Origin of the sequence: Micromonospora sp. WMMD714 (genome assembly GCF_029581315.1) — a bacterium.
Taxonomy (GTDB): Bacteria; Actinomycetota; Actinomycetes; order Mycobacteriales; family Micromonosporaceae; genus Micromonospora; species Micromonospora rifamycinica.
This window is the reverse complement of the sequence record NZ_CP120744.1, coordinates 1,297,391-1,316,939: the sequence shown is the minus strand read 5'-3', so window position 1 is coordinate 1,316,939 and position 19,549 is coordinate 1,297,391. Positions and strand designations below refer to the sequence as shown.

Below are 19,549 nucleotides of genomic sequence, written 5' to 3'. Positions count from 1 at the left end.
AACCGGTCGACTCCGTGCAGGTCGGGACAGGACCGGACATCGGCGCGGGCGGTCCCCGCTCGCTACTGTCGAAAGGTGCCCACCGAGCCCCTCCGCTGTCCCGGCGCGTTGACCGTGGACGACGGCGTCGAGCTGGCACCGCACCGGTTCGCCGGGCTGGTCGCCCCGGCGGTCGAGCGGGCGTTCGTGGCGGGGATGCTCGCCGGCCACGACGGAGGCGGCGCCGAGCTGAGCCAGCGGTACGGCGGACCGGCCGCCACCGCCTTCCTGGTGGAGTTCCGCACCCGGCTCGCCGTGCCCGGGGGCACCGTCGACCGGGTGGGCTTCGCGGCGGTCAACCGCTACCGCGATCCCGCGACCTGCCAACGTGCTCTGGACAAGCAGGTCGCGCACGGCATGATCGCCCGGCGGCCGGACGGCGGCTTCACCGCCACCGAGCGGGGCGCCGACTTCCTCGCCGAGCTGTACCAGGTACACGCCGAGGTCACCGAGGAGCTGTGGGCCGGGCACGACGACCGGGTGTGCCGGCTGGTCGAGGCGTACGGCCGGGTGCTGGCGTACGCGCTGCTGCTGGCCGGGGAGCCGGCCGCCGAGCCCGCGCCGGCGTTCGACGTGCTGGCTCCGCCCCACGAGCCGGACGGCACCCCGCCGGGAGTGCTGCTGCTCAACCGGATCGGCGCGCTGCGGTACCACCGCGCGGACGCGCACGCCGCCGCGTGGACCGCCGCCGGGCACACCGCGACCAGCGTCGGCAAGCTGCCGGACGGGCCGGAACGACGGGCCATCGAGCTGGAGACCGACCGTCGGGCGGCCGGCCCGTACGCCACGCTGACCGCCGACGAACGGCTGGGCGTGCTCGCCGACCTGGCCGCCCTGCCCGGCTGAACCCCCGATGACCCGGCCCGGACTTCCCGGCCGGCCCGGCCCGGACTTCCCGGCCGGCCCGGCCCGGACTTCCCGGCCGACCCGGCCCGGACTCCCGGGTGGGCCGGGGGTGAACTCCCGGTTGACGGCGGCCGTCCGGTGACGCGGGGCTATCCTCCACGGTGACCTGGAACGGTGACCTGGAGTAGGACGAGGGAGGCCCCGCATGATCGGGATGGTGCTCGCGGCCGGTGCGGGGCGCCGACTGCGCCCGTACACCGACACCCTGCCCAAGGCGTTGGTGCCGGTGGACGGTGAGACCACCATCCTGGACATCGCGCTGCGCAACCTGGCCGAGGTGGGGCTCACCGAGATCGTGATCGTGGTCGGCTACGCCGCCGACGCGGTCGTGCAGCGGCAGGCGGCCCTGGAGGAGAGGTACGGCGTCACCCTCACCCTGGTGCACAACGACAAGGCCGAGGAGTGGAACAACGCCTACTCGCTGTGGCTGGCCCGGGAACACTTCGCCCGGGGGGTGCTGCTGGTCAACGGTGACACCGTGCACCCGGTGAGCGTGGAGAAGACCCTGCTGGCCGAGCGGGGGCCGGGCATCCTGCTCGCCGTCGACACCCTCAAGACGCTGGCCGAGGAGGAGATGAAGACCACCTTCGACGCCGCCGGCCAGCTCACCCGGATCACCAAGCTGATGGACCCGGGCGAGGCGTACGGGGAGTACATCGGGGCGACGCTGATCGAGCCGCAGGTGGCCGGGGCGCTCGCCGATGCGCTGGAGGCGACCTGGCGGCGCGACCCGAACCTCTACTACGAGGACGGCTACCAGGAGTTCGCCGGCCGGGGCGGTGAGGTGCGGGCGGCGCCGATCGGGGACGTCTCCTGGGTGGAGGTCGACAACCACGACGACCTGACCCGGGCGCGGGAGATCGCGTGCCGCTACTAGCCCGTACCATCCTGACCCCGCTGCACATCGACGTGCGGCGCGGCGCGGTGGCCGACCTCGCCACCATCCTCGCCGACGGGCGGATCTCCGCCGGGGGCGACGTGGCGGTGGTGGTCGGCCCCGGTCAGGGCGGGCAGATCGCCGAGCTGGTCCGGCCGGCACTGCGCTCGGCGGACGTCTTCACCGTGTCCGGCGGCACCCTCGACGCCGCCGACGAACTGGGCGGCAAGCTCCGCGAACGGTCGTACGACGCGGTGGTCGGCATCGGCGGCGGCAAGACCATCGACGTGGCGAAGTACGCGGCCACCCGGCGCGGCCTGCCGATGGTGACGATGGCGACCAGCCTCGCCAACGACGGCATCGCCTCCCCGGTGGCCAGCCTGATCACCGGCGGCCTCAAGGGCTCCTACGGGGTGCACATCCCGATCGCGGTGATCGTCGACCTGGACTTCGTGGCCGCCGGCCCCGACCGGCACAACCGGGCCGGCATCGGCGACGTGGTCAGCAACATCAGCGCCCTGGCCGACTGGGAACTGGCCCGGCAGGTACGCGGCGAGCCGGTCGACGGCCTCGCCGCCTCGCTGGCCCGGATGGGCGCGGAGGCGGTGCTCGCGCACACCGGCGACATGACCGACGACGCCTTCGTGACGGTGCTGGCCGAGGCGCTGATCTCCAGCGGCCTGGCGATGGCGGTCTGCGGCAGCAGCCGACCGGCCAGCGGCGGCTGCCACGAGATCATGCACGCGATCGACACCCTCTTCCCGGGCACCTCGTCGCACGGCGAGCTGGCCGGGCTCGGCGCGCTGTTCTGCACCTACCTGCGGGGCGACCGGCGGCGCTTCGCCGAGATGGCGGCCTGCCTGGGCCGGCACCGGCTGCCCCGGCTCCCCGCCGACGTGGGCCTGACCGACGCGCAGTTCGTCGAGGCGGTGCAGTTCGCCCCGGCCACCCGACCCGACCGGTACACCATCCTGGAGCACCTGGCCATGTCGGTTACCGAGACGCGGGAGCGGCTGGCAGACTACGCCGGTGCACTCCGCGACCACTGTGGCTGAACCCCGTCCCACCGTTGCCGACTTCCACCGGGTCAACCGGGGCGGCGGCCTGTTCAGCGAGTCGGTCAGCCAGTGGCTGGGTGCCGTCTTCGCCCTGGTAGCCCAGCGTCTCGGGCTGCGCCCGACGGCGCTGACCATCACCAACCTGGTGCTCGGTCTGGCCGCCTCGGTGACCGTGGTGGCGCTCGCCGGCCGGGTCGCCGCCGGGGCCGTACCGGCCTGGCTGGTCGGTCTGGTCGCGCTGGTCGGCTGGCAGGTGGCGTACGCGCTGGACTGCGCCGACGGGCAGCTCGCCCGGGTCACCGGCCAGGGCAGTGCAGCCGGAGCCCGGGTCGACGTGCTCTGCGACGTGGCCGCCCAGATCGCCCTGGTCGCCGCCCTGTCCGCGACCGCCGTGGCGCAGCGCCCGAGCACCCCGACCTGGCTGGTCGCCACCTTCGCCGGCACCTGGATGGTCAACCTGGTGACCTCGGTGATGCAGGCCGGCCCGAACGCCGCCAGCATGGTCACCTCCACCTCGCTGCCGGTACGCCTGGTCAAGCTGGTCCGCGACTACGGTGCGGTGATCTTCGTGGCCGGGTTGGTGCTGATGGCCGCCCCGGCGCTGGTGTTCTGGGTGATCGTGGCGTTCACCGTGGTCAACGGCGGGTTCCTGCTCGCCAGCATCGCCTTCTCGGCCCGCGCCTCGCTCTAGCACCGCGGGCGGGCCGCACCGGGGGCCGCACCGGGTACGCCGGCCAGCCGGGCGAACGGCCCACCGGCGGCGAGCAGCACCCCGGGTGGTCCGCTCTCCACCAGCCGGCCGCGGTCCAGCACCAGCACCAGGTCGGCGTCGGCGACCGTGGACAGCCGGTGCGCGATGACCAGCCGGGTCATCGGCAGCGTACGGAGCGCCGCCTCGACGGCGGCCTCGGTCACCGTGTCCAGCGCGCTGGTCGCCTCGTCCAGGATGAGCAGGGCGGGGTCGGCGAGCAGCGCCCGGGCGAGCGCGACCCGCTGCCGTTGCCCGCCGGACAGGCCGGTGCCACCGTCGCCGAGGTGGGTGTGCAGCCCCATCGGCAGGGCCGCCACGTCGTCGTGCAGCGCGGCGAGCCGGAGCGCCCGGGCGATGGTGGCGTCGGAGGCGTCCGGGCGGGCCAGGGTCAGCGCCTCCCGGAGGGTGCCCGCGCCGAGGTAGGTCTCCTGGAGGACCACCCCGATCTGCCGGCGCACCGAGGACAGGTCCAGCGTGGCCAGGTCGTGGCCGTCGACGTGGATGCGCCCCCCGGTCGGGGCGTACAGGCCGGTCAGCAGGCCGACCAGGGTGCTCTTGCCGCTGCCGGAGCCGCCCACCACCGCCACCTTGCTGCCCGGCCGGATCACGGCGGTGACGTCGCGCAGTGCCCAGGGCGACCGCCGGTCGTAGCGGAAGCTCACCCCGCTGAGGGTGACCAGCCCGGTCAGGGTGGGCGCGGGCATACCCGGGGTGGGTTGCTCGACCGGTGCGTCCGCGATGTCGGCCAGCCGGTCCATGGTGGGCGCGAGCAGGGTGAACGACGGCAGCCGCTGCGCCAGCGCCACCGCCGGGGTGATCGCGGCGACCGCGAGCGCGGCCAATCCGGCCGCCCGCCCGGGTGAGTCGGCCTGCCGGACCGCCACCAGCAGCATGAGCACCGGGCTCGCCATCGACCAGGCGGCGAGCAGGGCGTCCGCGACCGCCGACAGCCGGGCCAGCCGGTGCGCCGCCCCGACGCCCCGGTCGAACGACTCCTGCCAGCGGCCCAGCACCCGCCGCTGCGCCCCGGCGACCCGGATCGCCGCCATCCCCTGCACCGCGTCGGCCAGCCGGGCCGCCTCCTCGCCGGAGGCGAGCAGCTCCTCCCGTTGCAGCGCGCCGGAGCGACGGCCGACCCGTAGCGCCGTGCCCGCCTGGACCGCGATCACACCGGCGGCCACCAGGCCCAGCACCGGCGCCAGCACGGTCACCACGGCCAGGTAGCCGACCACCAGCAGGCCGTCGAGCGCGGTGGCCACCAGCGCCGACGCCAGCAGGTCACGGACGGCGGTGACCGCCCGGACCCGGTCGACCAGGTCACCGGCCGACCGGCGGTGGAAGTACCGGTAGACCACCGCGAAGAGCCGGTGCACCGTCTCGGTGCCGAGCCGGGTGCCGATGCGTCGTTGCAGGGCGGCCACGGTCAGCCCGCGGGCCAGGGACAACGCCCCGGTGAGCAGGGCCAGCGCGGCGACGGCGGCGAGCCAGGACGCTTCGGGGGGCGCGGCGGCGTCGATGATCGCGGCGGTGGCCCACGGTACGGCCAGTCCGGTCGCGGTGAGCAGCACCGAGGTCGCGGCCAGCAGGGCGAGCAGGCCGGCGTGCCGGCGCAGCACCGGCACCAGCAGGTCGCGTACCGGTGACGGTGCCGGGAGTGCCGGCGGGGCGGGACCGGCGGGCTCGGCCAGCAGCACCACACCGGTGGTGCCGGCCGAGAACTGGGCGGGCGACAGCCGCCGTCGGCCCACGGCCGGGTCGACCACGTCGATGCCGCGCCGTCCCACCCGCTCCACCACCAGGTAGTGGTCGCCGTTCCAGTGCGCCACCAGGGGCAGCGCCAGCTCCCGCAGCCGGGTGGCGTCCCGGCGCAGCGCGGGCAGGGCGATCGCCCGGCAACGCAGCCCGTGCTCCTGTGCCGCGTCGCGCAGGTCACGCAGGCTCAGACCGTCCCGGCCGACGTCGAGCCGGGCCCGCAGGTACGACGCCGGGACCGCCCGGCCGCAGGCGGCGAGCAGCATGGCGAGCGCACTGGGTCCACAGTCGGTGGCGGCGACCTGGAGCACCACCGGCACCCGTCGCCGGCCGGTCACCGGACCCGCGTCGTCCGGTCCCGGGGCAACCAGAACCACTCGACGTCCGTCTCGGCCCGCCGCTGCGCCAGCCACTCGTCGAACATCGCCCGTTCCACCAGCGCCCGGGTGCCCCCGTCGAGGACGGCCGGCTCGCGGTCGACCACCACCGCCGTCACCGCCGTACCGGCGATCGTGGTCGGCGCCGGCCCGTCGGCGTCGCGCAGCCCGGGCGGGGCCGCCACCGCGACCGTCCGCAGGATGCCCGCGGCCCGCCCGGCGTGGACCGCGGCGGCGACCGCCGAGAGCGCCGCCGCGCGGTCGGTCGGCGGCGACCCCTCGGCGGTCCAGGCGATCACGAGGGTGTCGAACGAGGACCGGTGCGCGGCGAACCAGCCCGGCAGCCGGTCGCCCACCACCCGCCCGCGCAGCCGGGTGACCGCCACCGTGTGGGCGATCAGGTCGGCGAAGTCCTCGGCGCTGAGCCCCCGCTCGGTGAGCCACCGTGCGGTCGCCTCGGCGTCGAGCAGGCCCTTGGCCCGGCGGTACGCGTCGGCCGCCGCCTGGAGTTCGTCGTCGTCGACCTCGACCGGGTGCTGCTCCAGCTCGGTGGCGACCAGGCCGGTGTCGACCAGCCGGGCGAGCACGTCGTGGTCGTACCAGAGGAAGTCGAGTGCGGTGAGCGCCTCGCCCACCCGCAGGGTCCTGGTGCCCACCCGGGCGAGATGGCGGTCGGAGTGCCGGACCGCCCCGCGCAACGGCCACGGCAGTGCCGGCGTCGGGCTGTACGCCACGGAGACCGTGCCGGCGGGTTCGCGCAGCAGCACGTCGAAGGAGACCGAGCCGTCGGCGGCCTCCTCGTCCCGCACGATCGCCGGATCGGCCCCGGGCCAGCGCTCCCGCAGCGGGGCGAGGCGCTGTCGGGCCTCGCCCATCCCGGCGCGGTCGGTGGTCAGCTCCCGCACCAGGCGCAGGGCCGCGTCGAGCAGGGCCGGATCGAGGGTGGTCATGTGCTGGCTCCGGGGGTGGGGGCGGGGGCGGTGAGCAGGTCGACCACGGCGGCCGTGATGGGCAGCCCGGTCTCCTCCTCCACCCACAGGTACTGGCCGGTCGGGTTGATCTCGATGTAGACGTACCGGTCGTCGGGGGTGACGATCAGGTCGAGGGCGCTGTAGCGCAGGCCGAGCGCGCGGGTCAGCGCCACGCACCGGTCGGCGACGTCGGCGGGCAGGTCGTACCGGGTCAGCGGGGTGTTCCGGTCGTCCTGGCGACGCCAGTCGTGGCGGGCGTGGTTGGACCGCTGGGAGTCGATGGCGGCGGTGAACACCCGGTCCCCGACGACGGTGACCCGCAGCTCGACCCGCTTGGGCACCCGGGCCTGCGCGATGAGGGGGCAGTGGCGTACCCCGTCGACGTGGCCGACGTCGCGGTGGGTGACCGGTTCGGTGTAGCGCATCAGTTCGTCGCGGAGGGTGGTCAGCCCGACCTGCTTGGTGATCAACCGACCGCCGGTGTGGTCGAACAGGTCGAGCACGGCCCCGGGGGAGTTGCCGACGGCGGTCGCCGGCACGTCGAAGCCGAGGCGCAGGGCGAGCTGGAGCTGGCGGACCTTCTGCTGGGCCCGCAGCACCACCGGCCGGGCCGCGGGCAGCGCCGGCACGTCGAGGGTCTCCCAGACGTCGCCGACGAACTGCCGGCTCTCCGCGACCACGAAACTGGCGTGGGGTTCGCCCAGGTGGGCCGGGGCGACCGGGACACCGGGGCGGCGGAACCAGACGGCGGTCACCGTGTCGAGGTCGAGGACCCGGTCGCCGGTCCCGTCCGGGTCGACGTCGCCCGGGTCGGCGTGCCGGACCAGGGTGCGGGTCAGCCGACCCTCCCGGATGGTCACCGACAGCGATGCGCGGGACGGGACGTCGGCCGGGTCGAACCGGACCCAGCTGACGCCGCGCCGGCCCAGCTCCACCTCGGCCGCGTCGGCGTGCACGTCGTCGGGGGCGGTCAGGATGAGGATCATGGGTACTCCGGGCGGGGGCCCGCCGACGGCCCGGCCACCTCGGTGGACCGGATCGCCGGCGGTGACGGATCAGTCGAAGTCGGTGTCGGTGTCCGGTCGGCCCCCGCCGGGGATGTCGTCGATGGTCTTCGACGAGCCCGCGCCGTTGCGCGGCAGGCCACCGAGCATCCCGGCGAGCTGCTCGTCGGCCAGCTCCACCCCGTCGGCGGGAATGGTGTCGATCTGTACGGTCCTACGCTTCATGGTGCTACCTCGTATCCGGTTCGGAACGCCCGCCGGCCGGGTGGACCGGCTGGTCCGAGCAGTGTGTGCCGGCCGGGGTGAGCTGGGCACCAGGGATCTCCCCAGTCTTGGACCCGGGTTCTACGCTCAGCCGGTGTCCACCGAGATCACGGCCGAGCGCCTGCTGTCGGCGGCCGACCGCGCCGATCCGGAGCGGGCCGCGGGCCTGGTGTTCCGGGCGTTCCTCGCGCTGTCCCGGACGGCCGACAGCGACCGGTTGCTCCCCCTGCTGGCCCGGGCGCGGCAGGCCCACAAGGCGAGCGGTTCGCCCCGGACCGAGGTGATCTACCGCACGCTGGCGGGGACGGCGGCGACCCGGGCCGGTCTCGCCGAGGGACCGGAGCACCTCGCCACCGCCGTCCGGGTCTACGACGAGAACCCTTTCGGGGACGATCCGGTGCTGGTCGAGTGCGCGCTGACCGCCGTGATGACCCTGATGCGCCCGCACGAGGCTCGACGGTTCGCCCCGCTGCTCGCCACCCTGGACCTGGCCCCCGCCGACCGGGCCCGGCTGCTCGCCCTGATCGGTGTGGGTGACGCCTGGGCCGGCAACCTGGTCCGGGGTCAGGCCGAGCTGCGGGAGGCGGCCCGGCTCGCCGCGCAGTGCGGCAGCCTCGACGTACAGGCGGAGGCGACCTCCTGGCTGGCCAAGTGCGACGCGCTGCGCGGGGACCTCGACCAGGCCGCGCTCCACCTCGACCAGGCCCGCGAGCTGGCCGCGCAGGTCGGTTCGGCCTGGGTCGCCCGTCACCTGCCCGAGTGCACGGCCGCGCTCGCGTTCGCCCGGGGCGACGAGGAGACCTGGGCGGGGTTGCTCCAGCTCGTGGTGGCCACGGACGCCGGGGTGACCGCCGGCCTCCAGTACGAACACCGCTGGGAGCTGGCCACCCACCACGCCCTGGCGGGCCGACCCGGGTCAGCCGCCGACCTGCTCGCCGGGGTCGACGACCCGCCGTCCTCCTGGCCCGGCGGCTCGGTGCTGCCGGCGTGGCGGGCCTGGATCCTCGATCCGCATCCGGCTACGACGACGGCACTGACCGCCGCGCTGCACCTGCTGACCCGGCCCGTCGAGCAGCTCCTGGCGGCCCGGATCGCCTGGCTGCTGGGCGTACACCACGGGCGGGCCGGTCGGCGGGGGGACGCGGCGCGGCTGTTGGAGCAGGCGTGTGCGGGCTACGCCCGGACCGGTGCCGCGGGGATGCTCGCCCTGGTGATGCGGGACCTCCAGGCGCTCGGCACACCACCCGCCGTCGGTGCCGCCCGGTCGTCGTCCGCTGCCCCGACCGCCGACTTCGCCGGGCCGACCGCAGGTTCCGCCGGGCCCACCGAGGGCTTCGCGGGGCCGGCCGAGGGCTTCACCGGCCGGGCTGATGGGCCGAGGCTGACCGAGGCCGAGGCGCGGGTCGCCACCGCGATCGCCAACGGGCTCAGCAACCGGGAGGCGGCCCAGCGACTCTTCGTCTCGGTCAAGACGGTCGAGTTCCACCTCGGCAACATCTTCCGCAAGCTCGGCGTCCGCAACCGCACCGAGCTGGCGACCCGACAGGCCCGGATCCGCTGAGACCGGCGCTGCCGGCCGGGAACCGGGCGGCCGGCCGTACTCAGGCCGGCAGCAGCCGTGCGCGGTGTTCGGCCACCTCGGCGGCGAGCGTCGGATCCGCCGCCGCACACGCCTGGAAGTCGGCGTCCGCCTCGGCGTGCCGGCCGGCGTCGGCCAGGGCGAGCGCCCGGTTGAACCGGACCGCCGGATCGTCGTCGAGTTCCAACGCGTGGCCGAGGTCGGCGACGGCAGCCGGCAGGTCGCCCAGCTCGTAGCTGGCCACCCCGCGGGCGGCCCAGCCGGCGGCGAGCGTCGGATCGGCGTTCACCGCGTCGGTCAGCGTGCGCCGGGCCTGCTCCGCGTCCGTCTCCAACTCCAGTTGCCCGCGTACACAGAGCAGGTGGCCGTTGTCCGGGGCGAGCGCCAGCCCGGCCCGGACGTCGTCCCACGCCCCGTCGACGTCGCCGAGCCCCTGGCGCAGCCCGGCCCGGTTGATCCGGGCGTCCAGGTGCTCCGGATCGAGGTCGAGCACCCTGTCGAAGCCGGCCAGGGCCGCTTCGGCGGCACCGAGTTCCAGCAGCACGTCGGCCCGGTTGTAGTGCACCTCGGGGAAGGGCGGGGACAGCCGCGAGGCCTGCTCGTAGCTCTCCAACGCCTCGTCGAGGCGGCCCAGCCGGCGCAGCAGGGTACCCCGGTCGAGGTGGTACTCGGCGTAGTTGGGATCGATCGCGATGACCGTCTCCAGGTCGGCCAGGGCCTCCTCCGGCCGGCCCAGGGCGGAGAGCAGCTGCGAGCGGTTGTGGCGCAGCACCGAGCGGTGCAGCAGGTGCTTGTCGTCACCCAGGGCGTCCTCCATGCTGGCGAGTCCGGTGGTGATCAGATCCAGCGCCTCGGTGAGCCTGCCCTCGTGCATCGCGACCAGGGCCAGACCGTTGCGGTTGAAGACCAGGTTGGCGGCGCTGTCCTGCGGGTTCGGGGCCAGCCGGGCGTACGCGATCGCCGCGTTGCACCAGGCCCGCGCCTTGCGGTGGTCGCGCTTGCCGGTCTCCAGGTGCCGGGTGTAGATCATGGCGGTGGCGTACGCCGCCTGCATGTGCACCATGCCGCTGTCGGTCTGCGCCCGCGCCTCGTCGTAGAGGGCCAACGCCTCCAGCGGCCGTTCCAAGGCCATCAACGAGGTGGTCATCTTGGTGGTGAACGCCCACCAGTGTTCGACCTGTCCGGACCAGTCGATCACCGCCCGGCCACGCGCCCCGTAGTCCAGGGTGGCGTGGTAGAAGCCCAGGTTGACGCAGTATTCGAGTGCCTGGCGCAGCGCGTCGGCGCCGGTCGAGCCGGGCGCGCGGCCCCGCTCCCGGTGCAGCGGGACGGCACCGAGCCGCCACGACCACTCCCCGGTGGCGAGCAGCTCGTCGGCCCGGTCGTCGTGCAGGGCGGCCCGGACCTCGGCCGGCAGCTCCCGGTAGGCGGCCAGCACCGCCGGATCGTCGTCGACACAGTCACCGGCCACGTAGCTCCGGGCGTAGGTCGCCGGGTCGGCGGGCGGCCCGGCCGCCGGCTGCGCCGGATCGCCGTCCACCGGCACCGCGTACCGCTGGAGGGCGGGCAGCAGCGGGACGGCGACCGCTCCCGGCGGCTCGTCGACCGCGTCGGTGGCCGTCGCCACCCGCAGTTGCAGCAGGTCGGGGTCGGCCCGGCGCAGCAGCGTCCCGACGAACTCCCGGTCGGTCTGGTCCGCCTCGTGCAGGTTCTCCACCACCAGGCACCTCGGCCCGTCGTCGAGGTGCCGCAGCCACGCGTCGAGCAGGTCGACCAGCCCGTGCGCGTGCCGCAGGGTCCGCATCCGGGAGTAGAACCGGGTCCGCTCCGCCGGCACCGCCAGCGACGTCAACGTCTCCCGGGTGGCCGGAACGAGATCCCGTAGCTCCGGCGCGACCGAGAGGATCTCGATCTGGTGCCGGGCGACGAGGTCCGGACGCCCGGCCAGGATCGTCGGGACCAGGGCGCGCAGCAGGGTGCCGGCGGCCGTGTACGGCCCGCGCAGCCACCGGTGGGCGTCGAGTACGGCGAGCACCGGCACGTCGATCCCGGCGGTCAGCAGCCGTTGCCGGTCGTGGTGCCGGGCGGCCCGGATCCAGCGGTGGGGGGTCTGTTGCACGGGTTCGCCTCTCGGGTGGTTGCGGGGCTGTCGGGGGTGGCCGGTTGCGGCGGGGGCGTGCTCGGGGCGGTCCGGGCGGGTCGTGCTCAGGCGGGAGCGGTCCGGGCGCGACGTCGGGTACGCAGGGCCAGGTAGCCGACGAAGGCGAGTTCGGCCACACTGAGCACGAGCACCACGGCGGAGTCGACGAGGTTGTCGACGCCGTGGCGGCCGTCGAGTTCGGCCACCGCCTCGACGAAGAAGTGGATGCCCGCCGGCACGATGGCGAAGGCCAGCGTGGCCAGGGTGGCGGCGTACCCGGCGACCATCACCCACGAGTACCAGCGGGCGGTTCGCCGGTCGGTGGGGTGCAGCCGGGCCACCTGCCGGTCCAGACCCGGCCGGCCGGTCAGCCGACGGAACCGGTGCCGCAGCAGCACACTGGCGCTGCCGTGCAGGTCGACCGTGCCGAGCACCAGCGTGAGCAGGTAGTACAGGTCGGTACGCAGGTAGAGGAAGAACTGCCAGGCGACGCGGAGCAGCGCGCCGAAACTCAACGCGAGGCAGAGCCGTGCCAGCAGGGGCAGCGAGCCGTCGGGCTCGCGCAGCGCGGCGGCGGCGAGGGTCAGCAGCGCCATCACCACCAGGTCCACGCCGATGCCGGCGAGCATCGGCACCCAGCGCTGGCGGCGCGGGACGGTGACCAGGCCGTCCATCACCGTCTCGAAGACCAGATACTGCAACCGGTACCCGACGGTCAGCCGGGTCCGTAGCCCCAACCGTCGCCCCGCCAGCGCGTGCGCGGACTCGTGCAGGGCGATCAGTGGCCACTGGCCGATGGCCAGCACGATCGTCACCACCGTCAGGTAGTCGGTGAAGAAGATGGCCCGGTAGTGCGGACGCAGGTCGGGTTGCGCCACCGCGACGACGACGGCGGCCACGACCAGCGCCGCGTAGGCGAGCAGGGCCACCGGGGAGAAGAGCGCCCGGCCCAGCCGCTGCCAACGCACCGGCGCGGCTGCGCTGGCGGATGCGGCTGCGGTTGCCGGTGTGCCTGTGGTTGCGGAGGGGGTGGTCGGTCCGGTGGCGTCGGGCAGGGTGACCAGACCCAGGTCGGCCAGGTCGACGAGGAGTTCGGCGATGTCGACCTCCTCGCCGTACGTCTCGGCGTACCAGGCGGCGGCGGCCCGGGGTGTCATCCCCTCGCCGAGCCGGCGCAGCAGCTCCGCGCCGTCGACGGGCAGGACCGCGTACGAGTCTGCGGCGGCGTTGCCCACCACGACACCGTCCCCCTCGGGCAGGAACGACAGGCTCGGTACCTGCACCTGCCGGTCCGGGTCGAAGCCCGGCTCCCCGGCCGGGGCGGTGACCTGGTCGGTGCCGGCGTGGCCGCTCATGCCGTCCTCCTGTGGTGGTGTCGGTCCCGGCGGAGCGCCGCCCGACCGGGAGAGCCGGTCGGGCGACGCGCCACGATCAGAACGGCCAGCAGGAGAAGGGGGCGTACAGGGCGTTCGCGTTGGCGGTCAGCCGAACCGAACCGGCCTTGCGAACGGTGATCTTCTTCATCGGCCGCGCGGCCTTGACGTCCTGGGTGTTCATGGGGGAGCCCTCCTCTGGTCGGGACGCTCGGTAATGAGCCGATCACAGGCTATTCCTGCGGGCTCGAATTAACCTTGAGGTCTCCTGAAGACGGACTTGGGAACGGAGAAATAGCAGGGAAGGCCCCGGTTTTTCTCGTGGCCGTGCGTGTGGTCATTCGCCGATCAAAGCACAAAATCCGACAATGGTCGGGTAAGTGCCACCTGCGGGAAGTGAAAGCAGCATATTTTACCAATTGGCGAGTGGGTCGGCGGTGTCCGCCGTGCCCCGGTACGACGGTCGCCGGTGAGCCGTCCCGCCATCTCGTCGCCCGAGGTCGCCCCACCGGTGATCCACTGTCGGCGGCTCCACCGGACGGTGCGGATCACCGTGGGGTGCCGCCTCGGGCCGCCGGCGACGCTCGACGGAAAGATCGCGCCGCAGAGCTACTGGCGCGAGCGCGAAGAACGTCCGGTAGCGCGGCGAGCAATCTGATGGCGTGGTATCGGGGTGGCCGACCGGGCGGCCGCCACCCGGTACCGCCATGGGTCGTCAGGCTGTCAAGTACGGCTCGAAGTGGCGCGTCTTGCCCCTACGGGCAAAGATGGACAGGCCTTGGCGGGTATGCACCTTTACGATGCGGTCGGGCAGTTCCACGCGGGCCACCGCCCGCACTGGCGACGCACCTCTCAGAAAGACGGTTTCTGAAACTCGGCCGGCGATGATGGCATCTACCACCTCTCGGCAGGAGAAGTGCATTTCCTCGTAGTCATCATCGGCAAGATCGAAGACAGACATTTCGCCGAAAGCGATCGTCATCTCGTCCTCGTCCTGAAAGAACGCGGCGAAACCGCAGGCTTGTTTGTTGCTTGGAGTGACCTCGACCCGCCTTCTGATGCCGCTTCCCGTGGTCGTCACACGAGTCTCGTCATCGACTCGAGTTCGGACATGATCGGCCAACTCGTCTAGATACTCTAAGAAGTCCATTCAATTCAGCCTCAGAATAGATCCCAGCGGAAACGCGGCGGTAAGCGGTGTCCGAGGCCGCTCCCGTGACCGATACCCCGAGATCCGCAGCGGCCGCCTGTTAGCCACTTCCTGAGTCGCCCCCCCGCAGCGCCGGTGAGGCTCCTTCCGCTTCTGGCACGCCTACTTCGGCCCCGGTCCCGGAAGTGGAATGAGATACAGGCCAGGATCGCCGGTGGGGGCGGTCTCTGGATATCGCACCGTGAGGGACCGAACATCCGCCCCTGGGTCGGTCGGACACCACCTCCGACCGGCCGCAGCATCCAGCCGTGAACTTGATGGTCCGCAACGCACTCGTCAAGAGGGCACCCGAGACAGCGAACCCTGCCGTGACGATGGGCTGGTGCTCGGCAGGTGCTCGCAGAGAAAGCCTCGAATCCGACAATCCTCGCACAGGAGGGTGATCAGCTAAGGCGATGATGGTCTATTCTTGCAGTTCAGATGGTAGGCCGCCTGGGACTCGAACCCAGAACCTAAGGATTAAAAGTCCTCAGCTCTGCCATTGAGCTAACGGCCCGCTGCGCCATAGATTACCCGAACTCCTCCGTCGGGTCGGGTTCGCCTGAGGCTCGCCCTTCGACGCGGTGTGGGTGATCGTGCTGGTGACCGTGGATCGTCCGGCCCACCTGGTGCGGCTACCAACACCGGCTGCTCGTGCTCGGCGGGCGGGACATGCCCGAGTTCGCCGAGCGAGCGGCGGCTGTCGTGCCAGTCGATGTCTTCGACGGTGGCCGTCTCCGGGTCGTCGAGCCCGCGCCACGGACCTCGGTTGCGGACGAGTTGGGCGCTGTACAGGGAGTTGAACACCTCGGCCATGGCGTGTCGCACGAGTCGTCCTTGGGTCCGACCGAGGTGACAGTGACTGTCTGGGCGATCCGTTGCCTGGGCAGGGGTACGACGCCCCGGCTCGGAAGCTCCGGGGCCGGATATGCCCGGTCTGTCCTGTTCAGCTGGGTGCTGGCCCGACGGTCGGGCGGGACGATGGTGCTGCGGATCGAGGACACGGACGCCCTCCGGTGACCGCGAGATCCTGGACCGACCCCAACGGACGCGGCGCGGAACCGACCGGAGTAGGTCGAGGGCATCCTCGACGCGATGGAGTGGCTCGGCATCGACCCGAGCGAGTACGAGGGTCCGCTGTTCCAGTCCGACTACGCTCCGCAGCACCGCGGAGCCATCGATCGGCTCCTCACCGTCGGGACCGGGTGGCCCTGGAAGACTTCCGCGCCGAGGGGTACCTCGCCGGAGCGATACGGAACTACCTGATGTTGCTCGGGTGGACGCCCTCCGGTGACCGCGAGATCCTGCACCGACCCCACCGATCCCAGGCCGATCGCCGCTTAGCATCAAACCGGATCCCGCGATGGCCGTCTCTTGCACCAGTCGTAATGCAGCCGTCCTCGGCGTCCGTCCAGGATCCCCCGGTACGAGCGCCTCAAGCGGGATCTCGCGCGCGCCCACGGTGCTGACCTCGTAGCACGTGCGCGACAAGGGCAACTGTGTGGCCGTCATCCTCGGCGCCACGACCACGGAACGCCGCCTGGCCGCCGCCCGTGCCCTGTGAAGTTGCTCACTGTCACGAACCCCCGGGGCAGGTCAGCGCACATCCGTCTCACCACCGAGAAGCCGCCGGGTCGTCCGCCCGACACCGGTCGGAACAAAAGCGGGAAGGATTCGAGATTCGTGCTACTAGGTTCGATGTATGTACCATGCATGGGGGAAATCGTGACCGAACTCCTCGTCGACAAGCTTCGTGCGTTGCGGGACCGCTCCGGTCGCAGCCTGCGGGAGCTGCAAGCGGCGACGTACGTCAGTGACTCGTCGCTTTCCCGCTACCTTTCCGGCCAGTGCGTTCCACCATGGACTGTCGTGGTGACACTGTGCGAACTCGCGGACGTGGACTCCGCCGAGCTGCGCCCGGCGTGGCTCGCGGCCCGCGCGGAAAGGCACGGCCGGCCGGCGAAGAATGCGTCGGCCGACCTACACGCCGCCTTGAGCCGGGACATCTCCACTATCAGCGAGGGGGTGGTCCGAGCCATCCAGTCGATGCTGGAGCTCGGCGGCCCGGTGCCGGACTACCTCGTCGCCGCCCAACGCGCCGCCGCTGACGCCGCTCGGCTGCTCAACACTCCGCCCGCGAAGGGCCTGAGGTGGCAGCCGATGGACGGCAGCACGTGACGACGGCGCCCGGGAGACGTTTTTTCCAAGTCCCGTAAGTAGCATCGTCGCGCAGCCTCCGCCCGCCACCGTTCCGGCCACAGATCTTAGGCGTCGCTGCAGCTCAGGAGCATTCCGACGGCTCTTCCGATGCGTCCATTCGACGATTTCATGACGTTGACACCCACCATTTCAGGAAACAGCATGGATTGCAGTCCACCTGCGAGCCGGCTGTTGTCGTACCGACGGACCGGGCTCGCCTCACAAGCGAGAGGAATCCCATGGACCACGCCGTCGTGCGACAATTCTGTCAGCAATGGTTCGACGATCTGAGTCATCGGGCACCGGTGCAGGAGATGCTGCCGCGGCTTGCTTCGCAGGGTCTGGAAATGGTTTTTCCGGAGACTACCCTCTTCAGCACCGGCGACTTCGTGGAATGGTATGCCGCCGTCGGCGACCTGTTCACCGACCAGGAACACGAACTGCAACGGCTGGACGTCGCGGACCACGGATCCTGGCTCGATCTGGACCTGACGGTGATCTGGAAAGCGACCCACGTATCCGACGGCACCCGCACCGTCTTCCGGATCGACCAGCGCTGGACCTTGCGCAAGGGGCCCGGTGACCAGTTGCGCATCCTGACCTACCGGGTGGGCGAGCTGATTCCGGTACTGCAGGCGACGCCATGACCACGAACCAGGTGTTCGACTACATCGTCGTGGGGTCGGGCTCCGGCGGCGCGGCCGTGGCGAACCGGCTCAGCGCGGACGGGGTGCACACCGTCCTGCTGCTGGAGGCGGGCGGCCAGGACGACCGGCCGGAGATCCACCGCACGGACGCCGGTTCGGTGCTGTCGCTGCTGACCTCGGACTGGAGCCCGCAGATCGACTGGGGCTACGTCACCGAGCCGGAGAAGGGCCTGGACGGCCGGCAGATCCCGGTGGCCCGCGGCATGGTCCTCGGCGGGTGCAGCTCGGTCAACGCGCTGATGTGGGTGCGCGGCAACCGAGCCGACTACGACGGCTGGAGCGCGGCCGGCAACCCCGGCTGGTCCTACGACGAGGTGTTGCCCTACTTCCGCCGCTCGGAGAGCTACTCCGGACCGACCACGAGCCCGCAGCAGCGGGGCGATTCCGGACCGGTGAGCGTGCTGGCGCTGCGTGATCCGAGCCGGATCGCCCGGGCCTTTGTCACCGCGACCGGCGGCCGGGGGCCGGCCGAGGGCTTCGACTACAACGGCGACACCCAGGAGGGCGCGGGCTTCTTCTACCAGACCATTCGCACCCCGCGGAACCGCCGGGCCAGCAGCGCCGCGGCCTACCTGCGCCCACTCGCTGACCGGCCCGGCCTGTCGATCGAGACGGGCGCCCGGGCCACCCGGGTGGTAATCGAGGATCAGCGGGCGGTGGGCGTGGAATACGTCCAGGACGGCGTCCGGCGCACCGGCGAAGCCCGCTACGAGATCGTGCTCAGCGCTGGGGCGTTCGAGACGCCGAAGCTGCTGATGCTGTCCGGGATCGGGCCGGCCGCGCACCTGGCCGAGTTCGGGGTGCCGGTGGTGCAGCACCTGCCGGGAGTCGGCGCCAACCTGCAGGACCACCCGTTCGTCCCGGTGTGCTTCGAGGCGGTCGAGGAGCACCCAGCCGGTGCCCTGTTGTCCGAGGCGGGCCTGTTCACCCGGACACCGGCGGCGGCTCCCGACGGCCCACCCGATCTGCAGTTCACCTTCGGGCCGGTCAAGTTCCTGCCCCCCGAGGCAACGGCCTACCAGTGGGCCGGCCCCGGCTTCACCTTCGCGCCGATCGCGCTCCAGCCCCGCAGCCGCGGTGAGGTCCGGCTGGCCGACACCGACCCCGCGCGCCCCGCCCGGGTCCGGGCGAACTACCTCGACGACGAGGCCGACCTCGACGTCCTGGTTCACGGGGTCCGGCTGGCCCGCCGGTTCGCCGCCCACCCCGCCTTTGCCGCGCTGCGCGGCATCGAGCTGTCACCCGGACCGGCAGCGTCCCGCGAGGAGGACATCCGTGCCTTCGTGCGGGCCAACGCCTCCACCCTCTGGCACCCCGTCGGTACGGCCCGGATGGGCACCGGTCCCGACGCGGTGGTCGACCCGCAGTTGAGAGTCCACGGCCTCGACGGCCTGCGGATCGCGGACGCGTCCGTCATGCCGCGCATCGTGTCCGGCAACACCCACGCACCCACCGTCATGATCGGCGAGAAGGCCGCCGACCTGATCATCCGGTCCCGAAGCCAGCACCCCGCAGGAGGCCTGTCATGAGCAATGCCCACCGCACCGCAGCCGATCTCTACCGCACCTTCCTCCAGGCGTTCAACGACGCCGACTACGACACCGTCCGCTCCGTCATCGCGCCCGGTTTCGTCGACCACCACCCCGGTTTCGAGATAACCAGCCAGGACACCTACCTGGAAGCCCTGGTCGAGGCGCACAAGACCCTCGCGATCCACGGTGAACTTCTCGACATCATCGACAGCGGCGACAAGGTCGTGACGCGCGTCCGGCTGCACGGCGTCCATCAGGGTCCGGTGCTCGGCGTCGAGGCGACCGGGCGTCAAGCGCAGTGGGAAACCACCGAGATCTGGCAGGTCGCCGACGGTGTGTTCACCGAACGTTGGGCCACCGACGACCTGCTCGGGCTTAAGGCCCAGCTGACCCAGGACGAGGCCAACGTGGCCGTCGTGCAGCGGGTCAGCGACGCGGTCAACGCCCACCGGTACGACGAACTCAACGAGCTGTTCGGCCCGGGGTTCGTCGACCACAACCCCGCCTGGGACGTCGAATCCCTGTCGGAGCTCAAGGGCATCATCGTCGCCGCGCACGAGGCGCTGGACTTCAGAGCCGATCTCGACGGCCTGTACCCGGCCGAGGGGCAGCGGGTGATCATGCACATCACCTTCACCGGTCGGCACGTCGGCCGCTTCTTCGGCATCGAGCCCACCGGCAAGGAGGTGAGCTGGACCAGCGTGGAGGTGTACCGCCTAGCGGACGGCAAGGTCGTCGAGCGGTGGACCCAGGCGGACACCGCAGGCCTGATGGCCCAGCTCGGCGTCCCGATCCCCAACTGACCCCACCGCCGCCCATCCCACCCGAGGA

At 72.4% G+C, this 19,549-nt stretch carries 17 protein-coding genes, 1 tRNA gene and 1 pseudogene; 10 read left to right on the top strand and 9 right to left on the bottom strand.

What is annotated here, in order from left to right:
* Positions 1-75 precede the first annotated feature (75 nt).
* The 4 genes from O7625_RS05955 (at position 76) to O7625_RS05940 (ending at position 3,571) form a co-directional block, all read left to right on the top strand.
* A complete protein-coding gene (locus O7625_RS05955) occupies positions 76-885 on the top strand; it encodes a hypothetical protein (RefSeq protein ID WP_282344926.1) in 810 nt (269 codons plus the stop codon).
* A gap of 205 nt (positions 886-1,090) precedes the next feature.
* Positions 1,091-1,822 (top strand): phosphocholine cytidylyltransferase family protein, encoded by a 732-nt coding sequence (locus O7625_RS05950; protein ID WP_067309164.1) that lies wholly within the window; start codon positions 1,091-1,093, stop codon positions 1,820-1,822.
* A complete protein-coding gene (locus O7625_RS05945; RefSeq protein WP_282344923.1) occupies positions 1,810-2,877 on the top strand; it encodes an iron-containing alcohol dehydrogenase family protein in 1,068 nt (355 codons plus the stop codon). The genes O7625_RS05950 and O7625_RS05945 overlap by 13 nt, the downstream gene beginning before the upstream one ends.
* Positions 2,852-3,571 (top strand): CDP-alcohol phosphatidyltransferase family protein, encoded by a 720-nt coding sequence (locus tag O7625_RS05940; RefSeq protein ID WP_067309156.1) that lies wholly within the window; start codon positions 2,852-2,854, stop codon positions 3,569-3,571. The genes O7625_RS05945 and O7625_RS05940 overlap by 26 nt, the downstream gene beginning before the upstream one ends.
* Here O7625_RS05940 and O7625_RS05935 read toward each other — a convergent pair.
* From O7625_RS05935 to O7625_RS05920, 4 genes are all read right to left on the bottom strand, one after another.
* Positions 3,568-5,760 (bottom strand): peptidase domain-containing ABC transporter, encoded by a 2,193-nt coding sequence (locus O7625_RS05935; protein WP_282344919.1) that lies wholly within the window; start codon positions 5,758-5,760, stop codon positions 3,568-3,570. The genes O7625_RS05940 and O7625_RS05935 overlap by 4 nt on opposite strands.
* The gene (locus O7625_RS05930; RefSeq protein ID WP_282344918.1) at positions 5,718-6,710 is read right to left on the bottom strand and encodes a TIGR04500 family putative peptide maturation system protein; all 993 of its coding nucleotides are present in this window, start codon (positions 6,708-6,710) and stop codon (positions 5,718-5,720) included. Before O7625_RS05930 ends, O7625_RS05935 begins: the two co-directional genes overlap by 43 nt.
* Positions 6,707-7,717 (bottom strand): MvdC/MvdD family ATP grasp protein, encoded by a 1,011-nt coding sequence (locus O7625_RS05925; protein WP_282344916.1) that lies wholly within the window; start codon positions 7,715-7,717, stop codon positions 6,707-6,709. Before O7625_RS05925 ends, O7625_RS05930 begins: the two co-directional genes overlap by 4 nt.
* 69 nt (positions 7,718-7,786) lie before the next feature.
* On the bottom strand, positions 7,787-7,960 hold the full coding sequence (locus O7625_RS05920; RefSeq protein ID WP_157517551.1) for a putative ATP-grasp target RiPP: 174 nt from the start codon (positions 7,958-7,960) through the stop codon (positions 7,787-7,789).
* A gap of 133 nt (positions 7,961-8,093) precedes the next feature.
* On the opposite strand from O7625_RS05920, the gene O7625_RS05915 reads away from it, so the two are divergent.
* Complete coding sequence (locus O7625_RS05915; protein WP_282344914.1) at positions 8,094-9,560, top strand: LuxR family transcriptional regulator; 1,467 nt, start codon at positions 8,094-8,096, stop codon at positions 9,558-9,560.
* A gap of 40 nt (positions 9,561-9,600) precedes the next feature.
* Here the strand turns inward: O7625_RS05915 and O7625_RS05910 are convergent, their stop codons facing one another.
* From O7625_RS05910 to O7625_RS05890, 5 genes are all read right to left on the bottom strand, one after another.
* On the bottom strand, positions 9,601-11,697 hold the full coding sequence (locus tag O7625_RS05910) for a tetratricopeptide repeat protein (protein WP_282344913.1): 2,097 nt from the start codon (positions 11,695-11,697) through the stop codon (positions 9,601-9,603).
* Between the two features lie 86 nt (positions 11,698-11,783).
* On the bottom strand, positions 11,784-13,073 hold the full coding sequence (locus O7625_RS05905) for a hypothetical protein (protein ID WP_282344911.1): 1,290 nt from the start codon (positions 13,071-13,073) through the stop codon (positions 11,784-11,786).
* 76 nt (positions 13,074-13,149) lie between these two features.
* Positions 13,150-13,275: a hypothetical protein gene (locus O7625_RS05900; RefSeq protein ID WP_282269098.1), complete on the bottom strand. Its 126-nt coding sequence runs from the start codon at positions 13,273-13,275 to the stop codon at positions 13,150-13,152.
* A 531-nt stretch (positions 13,276-13,806) separates the two neighbouring features.
* Positions 13,807-14,241, bottom strand: coding sequence for a hypothetical protein (locus O7625_RS05895; protein WP_282344909.1), 435 nt, complete (start codon positions 14,239-14,241; stop codon positions 13,807-13,809).
* Between the two features lie 481 nt (positions 14,242-14,722).
* Positions 14,723-14,797: transfer RNA gene (locus O7625_RS05890), tRNA-Lys, on the bottom strand.
* A gap of 365 nt (positions 14,798-15,162) precedes the next feature.
* On the opposite strand from O7625_RS05890, the pseudogene O7625_RS05885 reads away from it, so the two are divergent.
* The 5 genes and pseudogenes from O7625_RS05885 to O7625_RS05865 form a co-directional block, all read left to right on the top strand.
* A pseudogene (locus O7625_RS05885) lies at positions 15,163-15,468 on the top strand (glutamate--tRNA ligase family protein); the annotation flags it as partial.
* A gap of 537 nt (positions 15,469-16,005) precedes the next feature.
* Complete coding sequence (locus O7625_RS05880; RefSeq protein WP_282344908.1) at positions 16,006-16,458, top strand: helix-turn-helix transcriptional regulator; 453 nt, start codon at positions 16,006-16,008, stop codon at positions 16,456-16,458.
* Between the two features lie 260 nt (positions 16,459-16,718).
* The gene (locus O7625_RS05875; protein WP_282344907.1) at positions 16,719-17,126 is read left to right on the top strand and encodes a hypothetical protein; all 408 of its coding nucleotides are present in this window, start codon (positions 16,719-16,721) and stop codon (positions 17,124-17,126) included.
* Complete coding sequence (locus tag O7625_RS05870; RefSeq protein ID WP_282344906.1) at positions 17,123-18,715, top strand: GMC family oxidoreductase N-terminal domain-containing protein; 1,593 nt, start codon at positions 17,123-17,125, stop codon at positions 18,713-18,715. The genes O7625_RS05875 and O7625_RS05870 overlap by 4 nt, the downstream gene beginning before the upstream one ends.
* Positions 18,712-19,521 (top strand): ester cyclase, encoded by an 810-nt coding sequence (locus O7625_RS05865; RefSeq protein ID WP_282344905.1) that lies wholly within the window; start codon positions 18,712-18,714, stop codon positions 19,519-19,521. The genes O7625_RS05870 and O7625_RS05865 overlap by 4 nt, the downstream gene beginning before the upstream one ends.
* The last annotated feature ends 28 nt before the right edge of the window (positions 19,522-19,549 follow it).

Coding starts and splice junctions, on each gene's coding strand:
- O7625_RS05950 (WP_067309164.1), top strand. CDS start 1,091: ATGATCGGGATGGTGCTCGCGGCCGGTGCGGGGCGCCGACTGCGCCCG.
- O7625_RS05930 (WP_282344918.1), bottom strand. CDS start 6,710: ATGACCACCCTCGATCCGGCCCTGCTCGACGCGGCCCTGCGCCTGGTG.
- O7625_RS05925 (WP_282344916.1), bottom strand. CDS start 7,717: ATGATCCTCATCCTGACCGCCCCCGACGACGTGCACGCCGACGCGGCC.
- O7625_RS05920 (WP_157517551.1), bottom strand. CDS start 7,960: ATGAAGCGTAGGACCGTACAGATCGACACCATTCCCGCCGACGGGGTG.
- O7625_RS05905 (WP_282344911.1), bottom strand. CDS start 13,073: ATGAGCGGCCACGCCGGCACCGACCAGGTCACCGCCCCGGCCGGGGAG.
- O7625_RS05900 (WP_282269098.1), bottom strand. CDS start 13,275: ATGAACACCCAGGACGTCAAGGCCGCGCGGCCGATGAAGAAGATCACC.
- O7625_RS05895 (WP_282344909.1), bottom strand. CDS start 14,241: ATGGACTTCTTAGAGTATCTAGACGAGTTGGCCGATCATGTCCGAACT.
- O7625_RS05875 (WP_282344907.1), top strand. CDS start 16,719: ATGGACCACGCCGTCGTGCGACAATTCTGTCAGCAATGGTTCGACGAT.
- O7625_RS05870 (WP_282344906.1), top strand. CDS start 17,123: ATGACCACGAACCAGGTGTTCGACTACATCGTCGTGGGGTCGGGCTCC.
- O7625_RS05865 (WP_282344905.1), top strand. CDS start 18,712: ATGAGCAATGCCCACCGCACCGCAGCCGATCTCTACCGCACCTTCCTC.